The following is a 14597-nucleotide window of genomic DNA, read 5'->3' as shown; positions in this document are numbered from 1 at the left end:
GGTAAGAGCTTTCTATACTGAAAGCTCTTACCCACACAGCTGGAGACTTGCCATGCGCCGTCTTGCCGTTTTCTTTGCTACCGCGTTACTCAGCACCTCGCTCTGGGCCATGCACTGCCCTGCCGATATGGCCAAGATTGATGAACGACTGAAAACCAATCCACCCAGCGATGCCACCGTGCTTGCCCAAGTGCAGCAATTGCGCAGCGAGGGCGAAACCCTGCACAAAGCCGGCAATCACGCCGAATCAGTCAAGGTACTCGGCGAGGCCCAGCAACTGCTCGACGCCAGCGAGTAACCTGAGTCGCTGCCCAACTGCCTGAGCGCCTCCGGCAATACAGCCCAAGGCGCGCACGCATGCTGATTACAGCGCCTGCCCCAGCAGGCTAAGCGCCACCCGGCGCATCTGGGCGAGATCAATCGGTTTACTTAGGCAAGCTTGTGCACCGCGCCGACGCGCCTCGGCAAACACCGCATCATCCGCAGCAGCACTGATGACCAAAACCGGCACAGCCTGCAAACGCGGGTTCTGCCGCATGGCATCAAGCACCTGCAGGCCATCGCCATCAGGCAAATCCAGGTCCAGCAAAAGCAACATCGGCGTGCACTGCTCCAGCTCAGCCAGCGCCCGTTGCACCGAGCCCGCACCACGTACGCTGGCAAACTCACGCAGCGCTTCCTGAGCCACCCTCAGGCACGCCGGATGATCTTCCACACACAGCACCTCGGCCAATTCCGGCGGTTGCGCGGACATCGACTCGGTATCTGCAGCACCTTGCGCAGTCGGCACGGCGGCACTCGGCAGATCAATCCAGAAGCAGCTACCACTGCCGACGCTGCTGCTAAAACCAATCTCGCCAGCCATCAGGGCCGCCAGCTCACGGCACAACACCAGGCCGATACCGGTGCCAGGAATGCTCGAGTTCTCTCGCCCCAGACGCTGGAACGGCTGAAACAGATTGGCCTGCTGCTCGACGGTCATGCCGGCACCGTTGTCATCAACCCACAGCCGCACACAATCTGAGCGCACCTCGTAGCCCATGCGAATCAGACCTTGCGGGCTGCTGTATTTGATCGCGTTGGACAGCAGGTTGAGCAGTACCTGGCGCACCCGGCGCAAATCCGCCTGCACAAACAACCCGGCATCGCCTTCAGCCAGTACCTGCAGCTGCAATTGCCGTTGTTGCACATCGGGTAGCACCAACTCGGCACAACCATGCAGCAACGCGCCGACCTCAACGGGCTGCAACTTGAGCTGCTGTCGGCGGCTCTCGATACTCGACAGGTCGAGAATGTCATCCACCAGCGAGGTCAGATGGCGACTGGCTTTAACAATCTCACGGGCATAATCGGCCTCTTGCTTGGCATCGGGCTTGTCCTGCGCCTCTAACTCGATCAACTGGCCAAAACCATAAATCGCATTGAGCGGCGTGCGCAGCTCATGACTCATGCTGGAGAGAAAACGACTTTTGGCCTGACTCGCGGCCTGGGCATCCAGACTGGCGCAGCGTAATTCTTCCTGCACCTGCTTGAGCCGGGTGATATCGACATGCGTACCGGCCACACGCAGGGCGCGGCCATCACTGTCACGCTCCAGGACCTTGCCGCGGCTGAGCAACCAAACGTATTCACCACGCGCATCGGCATAACGATATTCGGCCTCGAAATGCTCCTCACCACTGCTCGCAAACAGTTGCCGCAAATGGCGAATACGCTCCACATCATCGGGATGCACACGCTGGTTAAAGTCACTAAAGCTGATGCGCGCCTGGCGCAGACCAAAGCGCTTGAGGAAGCGTTCGCTGAGAAGAATGCTGACGCTTTGCGCCTCAACCTCCCAGAGACTTTCCGTGGTGCTTTCCAGCACCAACTGGAGAATCCGCTGCGCCTCAACACGCTGCACCTCACTTGCCTGCAGCTGCTCGCCGGTTTGCTGTACCGCCGTGGCCATACTCACCAGTTCGTCGATCCGGCTGCTGGGGGCCACAGGCTGATAGTTGCCCTGCCCCAGTTCACGCATCATGCCGACAATGCCCGTAATCGGCTTCATCAGTTGCGCGTTCAAGCGTCGCGCGCGAAACCACATCAGCGCGAAGAACAGCAGATAGAACACCACCAGCCCGGCAATCAGCAGATAGCCAATATGCAAGTAGCGCTCAGCCAGGCGGTTGGTCTCACTAAAAATGTGCGCCTCATCCACCACCAACAACAGCTGCCAGCCGGTCTGCGGCACCTCGCTCCAGGCAATCAACTGCTTGCGTCCACCCAGCATGACCTCTTGCACACCAGCGTTCCCGGCAGCCATGGCCTGCAGCAGCGGCTGCATCTCCGTGCGCTTGGCCAGGTTGAAATCCCCAGGCTTGAGTACCTCGCGCTGCACCGCTTCGGCATAGGAATAGTCGGTCAATTCACGCACGCCAAAATCCGCTTCGCCGGCACTCGGCAAAGCCATGATGTTGTGATCGCGGCTCACCAGCATGGCGTATCCCTGCCAGGGCACATCCAGCTCGCCGATGTCACCGAGCATTTGCCCGATGGTGATATCCAGCCCGACCACACCTTCAAGAAAATCACCGCGATAAACCGGCGCCACCGCCGACATCATCCAACCCCTGCCGGCTGGGTCGAGGTAGACATCCGTCCAAACCACCTTGCGCTCTGGGTTGTGCTTAGCGTCGGCCAGGTAATAGAAGTTGTAAGCACTCATCACCATGTCATGGGGATACTGCTCGGGCGTCATAAAAAACGGATAGATGCGGTTGTAGTTGTCCCAGCTATTGAAATAAGCCGCCGCTACGCGCGGGTTGGCAGACTGGATCGAACGCATCAGCGGATCAAGCTGCGCCAGGCGCAGAGCCTTGGCGTGGTCCTGCTGCGCGAGTGGCGTACTGTTGGCATAGAAGGATGCGGCGCGACCATCATCACTGCGGCTATAGAACACCCCGCTATCCGTTAGCGCATGCCGCTGGCGCTCCACCGCATCAGGCTGGAAACGCAGGTTGAGCAAGGCGTTGAGCGCTGCATCACGGAGAATCTGTACCTGGACCTCCACCGAAAGCAAACGGCCATCAACCACCTGCCCTTCACGCGTCACCGCCGTTTCTAGATCACCCAGCGCACTCTGTTGCAGGTGCTCAATCTGCGCATCACGGATTGCCGCGTTGCTCAGCAAGTACACGCTGATCAACACCGACTCAACCAGAATCAGCGGGATCAGGGCGCTCTGCACAAAAGCGCGCCAAATCCACTGGCGCAAAGGATAACGAGGTGCGCGCGGCATACGACAGTCTCACCAAAAACGTTCAGCAATACGGGATGGCAATCATAGCCGGCAACGCCCTAGAGTGGCGCGGACAAATCCCGGGTCGACGCTAAGGAACCTTTGGCGTAGACTCGCATCCCAGTAACAGCTACAAAAGTTTTGGGGCCGATTAGGATTCGACGCCGGTAGCGAAGCTCTAGGTGCATGCCGACTTGGTAACAGAAGTCGTAAATCCACTGTTGCAACTTTCTATAGTTGCCAATGACGAAAACTACGAGGGCTACGCTCTCGCTGCGTAAGCGGCGCGACTAGTCCTTCTGGTAGCTTCGGCTCCAGCGATCACTAGGGGATGCCTGTAAACCTGAAGTGATTGTCATGCAGAACAGGATCGCCGCGTAGTACGTTGTGGACGAAGTGGCTAAAACTTACACAACTCGTCCAAAGCACCCTGCCCGTCGGGCGGCTGCGGATTAACTTAATAGACACGGCTAAGCATGTAGTACCGAAAGTGGAGAACTGGCGGACGGGGGTTCAAATCCCCCCGGCTCCACCATTTTAGCTTTATAAATCAGGCACTTAGCGAATAGCTACAGTGCCTTTTTTGTGTCTTTTTGGGCCGTTTTGGCTGGGTAATGCCAGCTTTATGACAGCCTGCCCGCGAAGCCCATCCTCGGCTGTCGCCTTTACCTCAACAACAGACAAAACGTTTTCCGTCGCTTTTCCGGTTTGAAAACGCGCCACAGCGGTCTGTCAGGGGTATTAAATCAGTGTCGGCTTACACACAGAGACCCACACATGCCGACACATGCCCCCAAGAAATACCTGATCAGTCACACCTCTCTGCAGCACTGCTTTGACAAGAGCCGCTCCGGTCTCGAAAAGCTGCGCGAAACCGATCCCAGCTTCCCTCGCCCCATCAAATTTGGCTCGAGCAAACAGGCTGGCGTTTACTTCGTCGTCGCGGAGGTGGAGGCCTGGCTGGAGAGCAAGATCAGCGAACGTGATGGCGTCACTCAGGATATCTCCAAGAGAGATGAGCAATGACCACACACGAGCAGATCCCGCCGTTCTTGGCAGAGATGCCCGAATCGGCACGTGCCTCATATCTGAGCCCAGGAATTGCGCCAAAGCCGCTCCCGTGTGAGTTAACGAGGGTCATGCCCTGGCATGACGAGCTACTGCCAGCCGATCTGCGGGAATATGTACGTGATGTCGCTGAACGCACCCAGTGCCCACCAGATTTTATTGGAGTCGCGCTCGTGGTCGCTGTCAGCGCCGTGGTCGGGCGCAAATTTACCATCCACCCGAAACAGCACGATGATTGGATGGTCGTTCCCAACCAGTGGGGCGTTGTCATCGGTCGGCCATCCGCGATGAAATCGCCTGCACTCAAACAGGCACTGCGCCCACTGCATGCCCTGGAGTCCAGGGAGCGAAAACAGTACGGCCTGGCTGAGGCCGAGCATAAGGCAAGCAGCGAGCTGCTCGAAATGGAGCGCAACGCCGACAAGGTCAAGGCAAAAAAACTACTCAGTAGCGGCGACAAGAACGCAGCTTTGGCGGAACTGAACAGACTTTCCAGCGACATGCAGGCTCCAGTCCTGCGCCGGTACATAGTCAACGACTCAACTGTCGAGAAACTCGGCGAGCTGCTCAACGAAAATCCCAACGGCCTACTGCTTGTGCGTGACGAGCTGGGAGGCTGGCTGGCGACGATACAGAGCGAGGACGGTTCTGTTGCGCGAGCGTTCTACCTGGAATGTTTCGATGGCAACGGCTCATTCACCTACGACCGCATTGGACGCGGCACCATTTTCATCGAGTCGTGCTGTTTATCCTTGATCGGCGGCATTCAGCCGTCACGAATCGCATCGCTGGTGCGCGCCGCGATCAGCGGTGAATTGGATGATGGCCTGATTCAGCGCCTGCAACTCGCCGTTTATCCCGACGATGTCCGCGAATGGCGTCTGGTGGACCGCTGGCCGAACAAAGCCGCCACTGAGCGCGTGGATTGGGTTATCGAGCAGCTCGACCAATTACCCGATGAGCCTCGTTCTGCACTCAGATTCAGCCCGGATGCACAGGAGATATTTAACGTTTGGTATACGCGTCACATGCGGGAAAGCCGGAGGGAAGAATTACATCCAGCATTACAATCCCACTTCCTAAAAATGCCGCAGACCATTGCTGGATTAGCACTTCTATTCGAGCTTATCGGCGGAGGACAGCAAGTGGTCAGTGCAGAGGCTGCTACCCGAGCAATTGGCTGGGCGGCTTACCTGATGAGCCATGCACAGCGGTTGTACGGTGCTGCAATTAACGCCCCACTACTGGGGGCCCGGTTGCTTCTGGAACGTCAGCAGAAATTACCCGAGCCGTTTACCGCACGAGAGGTGCGCCAGAAGGACTGGACGGGATTGGGCTCGCAGGACGCCGTGAATAATGCGCTCGCAATTCTGGTTGAACACGACTTCATCGTTGGCTACGAGGTTGCCGGTGAGAAAGGTGGCCGCCCATCGACACGCTATGCCTGGCGAAAAACGTAGCCTCGACTCAGTCTGTTCACTCAAAAGGCCAGCAGAGCTACCTACAAAACCTACGAAACCTAGTTCTGTAGGTTTCGTAGGTAGCCCTCATCCCTGGTGGGAGAAATTTTACGCTCAAATAGAATCGGCCTAGATAGCAGTCATTTGACATATACAAAAATAGGCACGATTCAAAAGGCCAAAATTAGGCGGGTTTCAAGGGATTGGAGCAGACTAATGACTGTAGGTTTCCCCATTCGTACTGATGAGATAGATGGTTTCGGAGTAAGGTAGACGCGCCAGTATGGTTGTGGCGTTTACAACGCCCGCCATGGTCACCCCTCGGCATAGAAGGCTGACGTAGCCCTGGATTCGCACGCACATGGCATCAGCGCTATCGATAAAATTCGTTTTGTTGAGGCGGAGCATGATTACCGTTCTTCCATCAGGCACTGCACCGATTGGCGGCACTGCGAATATCGTAATCTGGGTATAGATGGCCAAACAAAGCAGTGCGATGCCTGCTGCAGTTAGTGCTTTTTTCATACTATCCATCCTGAGCGATCGCGGTCGGCGCATTGGTTGATGAGCCTATCTCGCAGTTCAATCTATGCGCTTTACAACCCCGAACAGGCCATCCTTGAAGTCGCTTGCACGAAGAGTGTTTGGAGCAGCCTTATCACAGCTGTACGTCATGTAGCGCACTGGAGGTCTGCCGAATCGATCCGAGCTACGCGCGGCGCAACCTACGGAGGAAGCAACGATATACAACGGCTTAGATATATCTTCGCTCTGGACTTGAAGCCCCATGGAAAATCTAATGCTCGCCGTGTGAGCAAAATCATTTCCGTTGTCGTGATAGTTACCGAGGAAGGTCGCGTAATTCTTCCATCGAACGAATTCAAAACCCATTACCCCTAGACGTTTGAGCTCGCCACCATTTGATGCATAAACGATCAGCGGGACCAGCCTGGGATCCTTGCTCTTGGACGAATAGGTAACCTTTGCCGTGATGTACCGAGAATCGCGTTCGGCCGATCGGTACTCATATTCATCACCGTGGTCGTTGAAGCTCCACTGGCCGGTTATTTGCGCAGATTGCAGAGTGACGGTGCTATCGTCTCCGGTAAATGTCCCTTTGACCGAAATTGCTTTCATTCCAAGGGTCGCCAGTCGGCGCTCCTCTTTTTCTCTGGCCTCTCGATCTTCAACCATTTTCTGAAAAAGACCACGTCCAGTAGCAGCTTCAGGTGAATCTGCATAGCGTGCAGTTAGCGACTCAAGAGCCCGCTTGGCCGCATCTTCGTCTCCGCCGTCGACAGCTTTGCTGACCTGCGCCAGGAAGACATGTGGAGTTTCTTTCAGAATTTTATTCTCATGCTCAAGCTGAGAAATCTTGCCCTGGGCAGCAGTAATCTCTGTGCGAAGAGATTCGATGTCAGACCGAAGGCTCTCGGCCTCTTTCTTGTACACCTCGCCACCGTCTCCACATCCCGCAAGCAATATAGCCAAGCAGGCCATCATCAAATCACGCCTCACAACTCGCTCCTTGGGCTATCAGCCCTCCGCTGGCAAAAGTGGCAATCTACCATCATGGTACTGTCATCGGAACTGCGCCCGTGGCGATGTCAGCTTCATGCTTTAGGGGGGCGTTTGCAGCCGCTCATCGGACTAACATCTCGCTATCTAAGACTGTGGCATTGGGTGCAAATCGTTGAACCGCTTGATTTACTGCATCACGGTCTTCAATGGTTATGCTTGAACCGAGGGTGACAACGAGACTGTCGAGAGCTTGCGCAGAAAATGGCAAATCGATGGAAGCTACCGTCGGGGGCGATAGCGGTCGATCTGCTATGGCATTAGTCTCAAGCAGATCGTATAGAGCTGCCAGATAGCCACTAGGTGATTCCGAGTAGCTGAGGTCGGGACCAGCAATGGCCATCAGGACGAAGCGATACTCAGCCTGGTCCTTCCATGGCAGGGACTTAACCCGAGCCAGCCTTGTACCCCCCAATATTGTCGTGCTGCCTGAATCACTAGATATGAATTTTTTGACATGCTCAGCATGGTCGTTGACATAGCAAACCTCCCCACCAAAGTCATCTTGTGGGTTAGCGCTGGCTGGATATATGACATAGCCGTTACCGAACATGCATGAAATTGGATATGGGAGCGCTACATCGCGGATCTGAATGCCCATTGGCTTGCCAGCGAGCTCAGGCTTCCTACTTTCTCGTGAAAGATCTATTGTTGCTTTCTGCAAATCAAACGGCATATCTGGCATTGTGATTCTTACGCCAGTGTGTGCATTGGCATATCGATACCACTGGCCGGATTGTTCGTCAGCTGATCGAGTCCAAGAACTGATGAAGAAATTTTTTGGGTCGACATGCACTGATCTGAATGGCATCTCGCTTTTATCATCAAGACAATCAGCCCGCGTAAAACGGATTTTTCCGCTCTCAAGCATAAGTGGCAGGATCCTCGCCTTGGTGTAGTGGTGAATGGCCATGCTCTCTCTCGTCAATTCAAATTCTTTACTTGCTGAACTCTGTTCGCTTCATTCATTGGTAGGCCGAAGCAGCCTCTAGGTCGGCCATCACAGAATTTCTCAGTCGTCATCTTTTGTGCATTCGTTGACATTCCCTTTCGTTCAGCGTGTAGGTCGTCATCTATCGACCAGCTGTTTTCGCAGTATGCGTCTGACGAATGCGTTCCTGATGGTCAGTCGTCATCTGTCGTCGGTCTGACGACGCCACATGCAAATTGCAAATTGTGGACCCCCTGTAGCCACGGAGCTGCGGCGATGACATTTTTTAGCGCCCCCCTTACCTGGACAGCAACACCCCTTTACAACACCCCTTGGCTTGTACAAGACACGCCTAACAACCTGAACGCCAGCAAACATGCGGGCTGCAGCGACAACACCTCTTGACGACACCCCTTAACTCGACAACAACACCCCTTTACGACACCCCTTAATCTGTACGAGACGCACTGAAAAACCTGAAACCCAGTAATCATGAGGGCTACAGCGACATCACCCCTTCACGACACCCCTTCGGCCAAATTGGCAGATTCTCTCTATGTGAGGTGAACCGTCAGACTCCCATAAGCAAGAGAGGTAGTGTGAGCATGTTTTTTGAACATGTGTCGCGCAGCGGAGCTGATTGCCCTGGAATTTAATCAGCCAAGTACCGGCGGAAAGGGATTTCAGGAGGAAGAAATCCTTGGGATTGGCACAACAGGTGAGAAGCTGGATTCTGTGCAAATTTTCAGCCCAGAAGGAGCAAGACATGGACGCGATTGAGCTACTGGTTTACGCGGTCATTGGAGTAATCGGCACGTTGGGTTTGGCGGCGGTGATTGGTTACACGGTCGCTGATCATCTCGATAAAAAACATCACACCGACTGACCTTGCAGGCACCTGCAGGCCCGCATGGCGGTGGCTTGGGATTCACCAGCGCTCGGGTAATGTTCAGTCATGTGCCAAGTCCAGCAGGTTCACGTTATGAGCAAAGTTGAGTGCCAGTGCTGCAAGAAGATGATGGTCCCAAAGGTGGTCACCAGCGCGCCGTTCTACATCAGCGGAGTACCTGTGGGCGGTCGTGACCCGGAGTCGTCCGTATGCCCATTCTGCCTGTCGCCGAAGTGGATGCTCACCGAACGTCAGGCCCTGGCTGCCGGCAAGGCCAATGCCGAGTTCTACGGCCTTATGGTTCTCGCCCTAGTGAACATCGTTGCGTTCCTCCGTTTCGGCGAACTGGCGGGTGGTTTAGCGCTTGCGATGTCAGTCACAACCGTTTTCATGCGCGCCAAAATGATACGAGCACTACGTCGTCGCCAGGGACGTTAAACGAACCAGTGCAATCCAGGCGACCTGAATACCGCCTGGGTAGAATTCGTACCGATGCCACTGCTGCTCGACTGCACGTAGAACTGCTTCGCTAGCTGCGTCTAGACTGTCTGGCTAACCCGTATATCAATGGATAGGTATCGAATGGACAGTGTACGGAATATCGAGGAGCGCATGATTAGCTTCCTCCAAAGCCAAGACCACGTGACGCCTCTCGACGGTAATTTTCCTCAGCCTGATGGCGTCAAGATCGCCGATTATCTGTTTTTCAACAGGCAAGCGGTTGTCGAACTCAAAACACTGAAGATTGATCCGAAAGATAAGATTTTGGATGGTGCCAAATCGCTAATGGAGTCTGACGATTTTCCGCTGATTTTTGGCGACTATGACCTTGAAACCGCGATGAAGAACACGCCGGGAGGGCAAGAGCATCTGGACAAAATTTTTTCTCAGGCAACCAGGATGGTTGAGGGAGTGCTTAGAAATGCCAAACAACAGATTGCCTCATCCAAAAGGCTATTGAACCTTGATCCCGACATTCCAGGGATCGCGCTCATATTGAATGACACCGTTGAAAGCATTCCTGCCTCTCGGCTCGCTGACAGGTTCAGCTCCCGGCTCACCGGTGATGGCAAAGATCCGGGCCGGTTCTCGGAGATTGATTTTATAGTTTTGATCCAGACTACCTACCGGCTACAGCAAGGTGGTGACAGAACAACGCGCCTGCCGACCTTTATTATAAGCAATCCTTTCAATGCTCATCGCCATCATAAAATTGAGCACGAAATTCAGTTATTTCTGCAAGCTTGGGCGCGCTCGCAGGGTCACAACTTTGAAAGTACGAGCGAAACCTCTGGCCTCCAATTTGAGCACAACCACGGTACTCGGCCTGGCCCTCAGTCTTTACAGGAATTGGTAGAGGCACAGTACCGGGCATGCAGGTATATGAGCGAATGGAGCGAAGAGAGACTAATTGCTCATGGCAAGGATGTGATTCAGAAGATGCTCCCAATATTTCTCATAGACGCAGAAAAGCCTTCAGAAGCCGACTCTCATCTCTACATAAAGCAATTTACGGAGCTGCTTGAGGAAGGTCGGATACGGGGGTTTGACTTGAGGAAAGTATTCAAAGAGATCCCTAGGGCCAGATAGTTACTATTCGTCTATCGCTTTGATTCGGAGGACTGTCGTAGTAGAGCAATTGGCGTGCCTGGCCGTCGCGCGTATGCCTAGGCCGGCCTCCAATAGCTCTTTCACTCGCTTGTGTAAATCGGCATCAACCGGACGTCCTTGGTATTTACCGGCCGCTCTGGCCTTTTCAATACCTTGGGCCTGACGCTCTCGCCGCTGCTCATAATCCTTGCGGGCAATAGCTGCCATCATTTCCACGAGCATTGAGTTGATGGCCCCCAGCATCCGGCCGGTGAACTCGTCGCCCTTGGTGTCCTGCATTCCTTGGTGGCTGGTAGGCAGGTCAAGCGCGACGATGCGTAAGCCCTTGGAGTCGATGGCAACCTTGAGCTTTTGCCAGTCATCAACCGGGAGGCGCGAAAGACGGTCTATAGATTCCACCAGCAGCACGTCACCCTTGCGGGCATCCTTAAGCAGGCGCAACAGCTCAGGCCGATCTGCGGTGGTGCCGCTGGCGTTCTCCAGGTACACGCTCGCAATCGCCTTGCTATGGTCGCTGGCGAACTGCTCGAGCGCGGCCCGCGCGCGGCCGGCGTCTTGTTCTTCGGTGGAGGCTCGGAGGTATGCGCGGATGAACATGACGGACACCTGTATCATTTAGGGCGTTCCACTAATAATGTTTCACTTTGGGTGTTACTTATCAAGCGGAAAGCTCGAAAAAGACAAAATAAGCCTGTATCTGGATAGGCATACCCAAAAAGATCGCCGCAGGTTTGCAGAAACCCACGACGATACAGTCCACCAGAATTACTTCCCGACAAAGTAGAGCGCCCGGCCTTGGTTGAAGATTGCCGCAGGAATCGAGTTTTTCCTCAGCCGTTGGCCAGGGTGGTAGATGTAGATCCACGCAGGTAGGGACTGCGATGCAAGCAGCATCACTTCCGAAGTTGTCATGTCGTTCTTGTAAGCATCAAGCGTGAATTGGTTGTGGCGGATGAAGATCGGCCCGTAGCTGAGCGGCGACTGCAAGAAGCTTGGTGATGTAGCGGCTTCATCACTGAACGGAATCGGCCGTTCCGCATAGATGTCTGCCAGAGACGCGTAAGCGCGCGAATGACTGTCGGGGTATTTGCCTGTTTGTATGCGCAGCTTCGATAGCCCGCCTGAAAAAATCTTCTTGCGAACTTCCTCGACCTTACGTAGTGCCAGGGCAGATGCCTCGTCTGGCGAACCGGCCTGATCGGAAGGCACCCACGCGACAACCTGAGTCGCCCGCGCCGGATCGCTTGAACCGCCCAATAACATTAAACCCAAGCCAACTCCCGCTGCTGCGCCGCCACTCAGGCCTGTAGGTGGTGACACAAAGCCAACCGCGCTTAATCCTGCATCCCCAAGTACAGCCCCGGAACTGCCAGCAGAGCTCACCCCGCTGGCTGCCCCTGACAACTCGAGCGGAACGTCACGCTGACCAGAAATGCCCATGGCGGTCAGAACGTGCATAGCATCCGACCACTTATCCTTCGGCACATCTTTCGGCTCAAGAAGCACGCCCGTAGCCTCCGGCGTGCTGGAGCACCCAACCAGAAGAGCCACTGCTGCTGCCAGCAAACCGACTCGGATCGTTTTTGATCTATTACCCATGGCGCCACTCCCTGTTCTGATTGCCACAGCTTACGAAGGCTTTCAGGAAACCCAATGGCATAAGCCTGCGAGCTGTGCCGGCTTGGGATTTCCAGCCCCTGGCATAGCGTGTCATGCAACCCCATGCATGCGGAGCACCACCATGGAATTTCGTCACCTCGGAAACGGACTTACGTTCCCACCTGTAGCACCGAATGGCCGGATTTACGCCGTACCTGTCACACAGGAAAACCAAGTAGAAATTTTCTGCCTGACACCTGAAGGAATCGTTGGAGGCGGCGTTACGGCCAACTGGGCTGAGATCACTGGCTTCTATTACGACGACGAGTCCTGGGAAATCATCCTGCGGAATTACATCGGGAGGGGAATGCGTTTCCGTCGGGGTGTGCCCTGCGGAATCGTCGAAGACGGCTGCGAAACCCTCAAAACCAGTATCCAAGGGTTCGCAATTCCAGTTTGCGTAATGAACCGCATCGCCTACGAGCAGAAAAGGCTGCATCAAACCTGAGATTGTCCTTGGGTTTCAGAGAGCAAGCAGCAATCTGACTGCGTCAGCCCGCGCGGCCTCGTCCATCCCCCTGGCAGGGAATTACCAGACTTTTAATTTCCGGCGCTTTTGTTGCTTGAAAGCGAAACACACGCGGGGCAGCCACCCGTAGGCTAGCCGTGTAGTTGAAGGGGACTCGGAAATGACCAAAACCAAAGTTAACCGCTGCCTGCACAAGCAGGAACTCGAGAAAAAGCCGGAAGCCAACACTTTTCCAGCAAGCCGGAGCCAACGGGCAGATACGCCACCCTGCGCGCGATCACAAATCCTGATCAGTCAGGAATAACGACATATGCGCTACGTAACCATCAGAAAGTTTGCCAGCGCGTCTGGCTACTCCGAAGACGCTATCCGCTCGAAGCTTCGCGACGGAATTTGGCGGCTCGGTGAAATATGGATCAAGGCCCCAGATGGCCGGGTTTTAATCGATGTAGAGGGATATGAATCATGGGTAGAAGTGGGCGGGGAGTTCGGGCAGTCTCGGACTCGAGTATCGAAATCACGTTCATGTACCGTGGGGTTAGGTGCCGTGAGCGCCTCTCGCTCAAGCCCACCGCCACTAATCTAAAGCGTGCCGAGCAGCACAAGGCAGCGGTCGAACACGCGATAGCCAACGGAACCTTTGATTACGCGGTGACCTTCCCCGGCTCGCCTCGGGCTGCCAAGTTCGCGCCTGAAGTCAGCCAGGAGACGGTTGCCGGGTATCTGACCAAGTGGCTGGCCAGCAAGAAGCAGCACGTATCCAGCAGCACCTTTGATGGGTACCGGAAGATTATGGAGCTGCGGCTTGCGCCAGCGCTGGGCACCATCCTGCTGGTCGACCTGAAGCGCAAAACGATCAGAGACTGGCTGAACACCTTGGAGGTGTCCAACAAGACGCTGAGCAACATTCAGAGCTGCCTTCGCTCAGCGCTGAACGATGCCGTAGATCATGAAGAGCTGCTCGAGACCAACCCCATTGCCGGCTGGACGTTCTCGCGCAAGGATCGGGTAAAGGAAGACGACGTTGATCCGTTCAGCCCTGAGGAACAACGCGCCATCCTGGCCACCCTCGATGGCCAGGCGAAGAACCTCGTGCAGTTCGCCCTCTGGACGGGCATGCGCACCAGCGAGCTAGTCGCGCTGGACTGGGGCGATATCGACTGGCTGAAGGGCGAGGTCTACGTCACCCGGGCGATGACCCAGGCCGCAGCAGGTAAAGCCGAGGTGACCAAGACGCTATCGGGCAAGCGCCGCATCAAACTCCTGGCGCCAGCCATGGAAGCTCTGGTCGCGCAGAAGACTCACACTTTCCTCGCAGATCGTGAAGTATTCCAGAACCCGCGCACACTGGAGCGCTGGACAGGGGATCAGCCGATCAGGAAAACCATGTGGGCCAAGGCCGTCAAGAAAGCCGGCGTCCGGTACCGCCGCCCGTACCAGACCCGGCACACCTACGCCTCGATGATGCTATCCGCTGGTGAGCATCCGATGTGGGTTGCGGGGCAGCTTGGACATACCGACTGGACTATGATCGCCAGGGTGTATGGGCGCTGGATGCCAAGTGCTGACGCAATTGCGGGGTTCAAAGCGGAGGAGATGTGGATGCCGGTAGACGTTGCAGTCAAGCGCAGCACTCCATAAAAAAACCCCTC

The 14597-nt window shown here is 55.3% G+C and carries 14 protein-coding genes and 1 other RNA gene; 9 read left to right on the top strand and 6 right to left on the bottom strand.

Features of this window, described 5'->3' with window-relative positions; genetic code table 11:
* The first annotated feature begins 52 nt into the window (after positions 1 to 52).
* The gene (locus VCA57_RS15495) at positions 53 to 298 is read left to right on the top strand and encodes a hypothetical protein (RefSeq protein WP_411185972.1); all 246 of its coding nucleotides are present in this window, start codon (positions 53 to 55) and stop codon (positions 296 to 298) included.
* A gap of 66 nt (positions 299 to 364) precedes the next feature.
* Here VCA57_RS15495 and VCA57_RS15490 read toward each other — a convergent pair whose 3' ends face one another.
* A complete protein-coding gene (locus VCA57_RS15490) occupies positions 365 to 3280 on the bottom strand; it encodes an ATP-binding protein (protein WP_411185971.1) in 2916 nt (971 codons plus the stop codon).
* A 143-nt stretch (positions 3281 to 3423) separates the two neighbouring features.
* On the opposite strand from VCA57_RS15490, the gene ssrA reads away from it, so the two are divergent.
* The 3 genes from ssrA to VCA57_RS15475 all read left to right on the top strand — a co-directional run bounded on the left by ssrA (position 3424) and on the right by VCA57_RS15475 (position 5808).
* Positions 3424 to 3815: a transfer-messenger RNA gene (gene ssrA / locus VCA57_RS15485) on the top strand.
* 242 nt (positions 3816 to 4057) lie between these two features.
* Positions 4058 to 4306, top strand: a complete 249-nt coding sequence (locus tag VCA57_RS15480) for a helix-turn-helix transcriptional regulator (RefSeq protein ID WP_411185970.1) — start codon at positions 4058 to 4060, stop codon at positions 4304 to 4306.
* Between the two features lie 113 nt (positions 4307 to 4419).
* Entirely contained in the window at positions 4420 to 5808 is a 1389-nt protein-coding gene (locus VCA57_RS15475; protein ID WP_411185969.1) for a YfjI family protein, read from the top strand.
* 213 nt (positions 5809 to 6021) lie between these two features.
* Here the strand turns inward: VCA57_RS15475 and VCA57_RS15470 are convergent, their stop codons facing one another.
* The 3 genes from VCA57_RS15470 to VCA57_RS15460 all read right to left on the bottom strand — a co-directional run bounded on the left by VCA57_RS15470 (position 6022) and on the right by VCA57_RS15460 (position 8299).
* On the bottom strand, positions 6022 to 6333 hold the full coding sequence (locus tag VCA57_RS15470; protein ID WP_411185968.1) for a hypothetical protein: 312 nt from the start codon (positions 6331 to 6333) through the stop codon (positions 6022 to 6024).
* Positions 6334 to 6390: 57 nt separating this feature from the next.
* Complete coding sequence (locus VCA57_RS15465; RefSeq protein WP_411185967.1) at positions 6391 to 7326, bottom strand: hypothetical protein; 936 nt, start codon at positions 7324 to 7326, stop codon at positions 6391 to 6393.
* 124 nt (positions 7327 to 7450) lie between these two features.
* Positions 7451 to 8299, bottom strand: coding sequence for a hypothetical protein (locus tag VCA57_RS15460; RefSeq protein WP_411185966.1), 849 nt, complete (start codon positions 8297 to 8299; stop codon positions 7451 to 7453).
* A gap of 1000 nt (positions 8300 to 9299) precedes the next feature.
* Here VCA57_RS15460 and VCA57_RS15455 point away from each other — a divergent pair.
* Entirely contained in the window at positions 9300 to 9644 is a 345-nt protein-coding gene (locus tag VCA57_RS15455) for a hypothetical protein (protein WP_411185965.1), read from the top strand.
* Positions 9645 to 9818: 174 nt separating this feature from the next.
* On the top strand, positions 9819 to 10796 hold the full coding sequence (locus VCA57_RS15450) for a hypothetical protein (protein ID WP_411185964.1): 978 nt from the start codon (positions 9819 to 9821) through the stop codon (positions 10794 to 10796).
* 3 nt (positions 10797 to 10799) lie between these two features.
* On the opposite strand, the gene VCA57_RS15445 is transcribed toward VCA57_RS15450, so the two are convergent.
* Together VCA57_RS15445 and VCA57_RS15440 are read right to left on the bottom strand one after the other, a co-directional pair.
* Positions 10800 to 11414 (bottom strand): recombinase family protein, encoded by a 615-nt coding sequence (locus VCA57_RS15445; RefSeq protein WP_411185963.1) that lies wholly within the window; start codon positions 11412 to 11414, stop codon positions 10800 to 10802.
* A 168-nt stretch (positions 11415 to 11582) separates the two neighbouring features.
* On the bottom strand, positions 11583 to 12416 hold the full coding sequence (locus VCA57_RS15440) for a hypothetical protein (protein WP_411185962.1): 834 nt from the start codon (positions 12414 to 12416) through the stop codon (positions 11583 to 11585).
* A 142-nt stretch (positions 12417 to 12558) separates the two neighbouring features.
* On the opposite strand from VCA57_RS15440, the gene VCA57_RS15435 reads away from it, so the two are divergent.
* The 3 genes from VCA57_RS15435 to VCA57_RS15425 all read left to right on the top strand — a co-directional run bounded on the left by VCA57_RS15435 (position 12559) and on the right by VCA57_RS15425 (position 14586).
* Positions 12559 to 12924 (top strand): hypothetical protein, encoded by a 366-nt coding sequence (locus tag VCA57_RS15435; protein ID WP_411185961.1) that lies wholly within the window; start codon positions 12559 to 12561, stop codon positions 12922 to 12924.
* Between the two features lie 181 nt (positions 12925 to 13105).
* Positions 13106 to 13249, top strand: a complete 144-nt coding sequence (locus VCA57_RS15430) for a hypothetical protein (RefSeq protein ID WP_411185959.1) — start codon at positions 13106 to 13108, stop codon at positions 13247 to 13249.
* Between the two features lie 161 nt (positions 13250 to 13410).
* Complete coding sequence (locus VCA57_RS15425) at positions 13411 to 14586, top strand: tyrosine-type recombinase/integrase (RefSeq protein ID WP_411185958.1); 1176 nt, start codon at positions 13411 to 13413, stop codon at positions 14584 to 14586.
* The last annotated feature ends 11 nt before the right edge of the window (positions 14587 to 14597 follow it).

The sequence above is a fragment of the Pseudomonas sp. genome, assembly GCF_046581935.1.
Lineage (GTDB): Bacteria > Pseudomonadota > Gammaproteobacteria > Pseudomonadales > Pseudomonadaceae > Aquipseudomonas.
Note: the sequence above shows the minus strand (reverse complement) of the source record. Positions and strands in the feature narration are given on the sequence as shown.

Coding starts and splice junctions, on each gene's coding strand:
- VCA57_RS15425 (WP_411185958.1), top strand. CDS start 13,411: ATGGGTAGAAGTGGGCGGGGAGTTCGGGCAGTCTCGGACTCGAGTATC.
- VCA57_RS15470 (WP_411185968.1), bottom strand. CDS start 6,333: ATGAAAAAAGCACTAACTGCAGCAGGCATCGCACTGCTTTGTTTGGCC.
- VCA57_RS15480 (WP_411185970.1), top strand. CDS start 4,058: ATGCCGACACATGCCCCCAAGAAATACCTGATCAGTCACACCTCTCTG.
- VCA57_RS15440 (WP_411185962.1), bottom strand. CDS start 12,416: ATGGGTAATAGATCAAAAACGATCCGAGTCGGTTTGCTGGCAGCAGCA.
- VCA57_RS15435 (WP_411185961.1), top strand. CDS start 12,559: ATGGAATTTCGTCACCTCGGAAACGGACTTACGTTCCCACCTGTAGCA.
- VCA57_RS15475 (WP_411185969.1), top strand. CDS start 4,420: ATGCCCTGGCATGACGAGCTACTGCCAGCCGATCTGCGGGAATATGTA.
- VCA57_RS15450 (WP_411185964.1), top strand. CDS start 9,819: ATGATTAGCTTCCTCCAAAGCCAAGACCACGTGACGCCTCTCGACGGT.
- VCA57_RS15445 (WP_411185963.1), bottom strand. CDS start 11,414: ATGTTCATCCGCGCATACCTCCGAGCCTCCACCGAAGAACAAGACGCC.
- VCA57_RS15430 (WP_411185959.1), top strand. CDS start 13,106: ATGACCAAAACCAAAGTTAACCGCTGCCTGCACAAGCAGGAACTCGAG.
- VCA57_RS15490 (WP_411185971.1), bottom strand. CDS start 3,280: ATGCCGCGCGCACCTCGTTATCCTTTGCGCCAGTGGATTTGGCGCGCT.
- VCA57_RS15455 (WP_411185965.1), top strand. CDS start 9,300: ATGAGCAAAGTTGAGTGCCAGTGCTGCAAGAAGATGATGGTCCCAAAG.
- VCA57_RS15460 (WP_411185966.1), bottom strand. CDS start 8,299: ATGGCCATTCACCACTACACCAAGGCGAGGATCCTGCCACTTATGCTT.
- VCA57_RS15495 (WP_411185972.1), top strand. CDS start 53: ATGCGCCGTCTTGCCGTTTTCTTTGCTACCGCGTTACTCAGCACCTCG.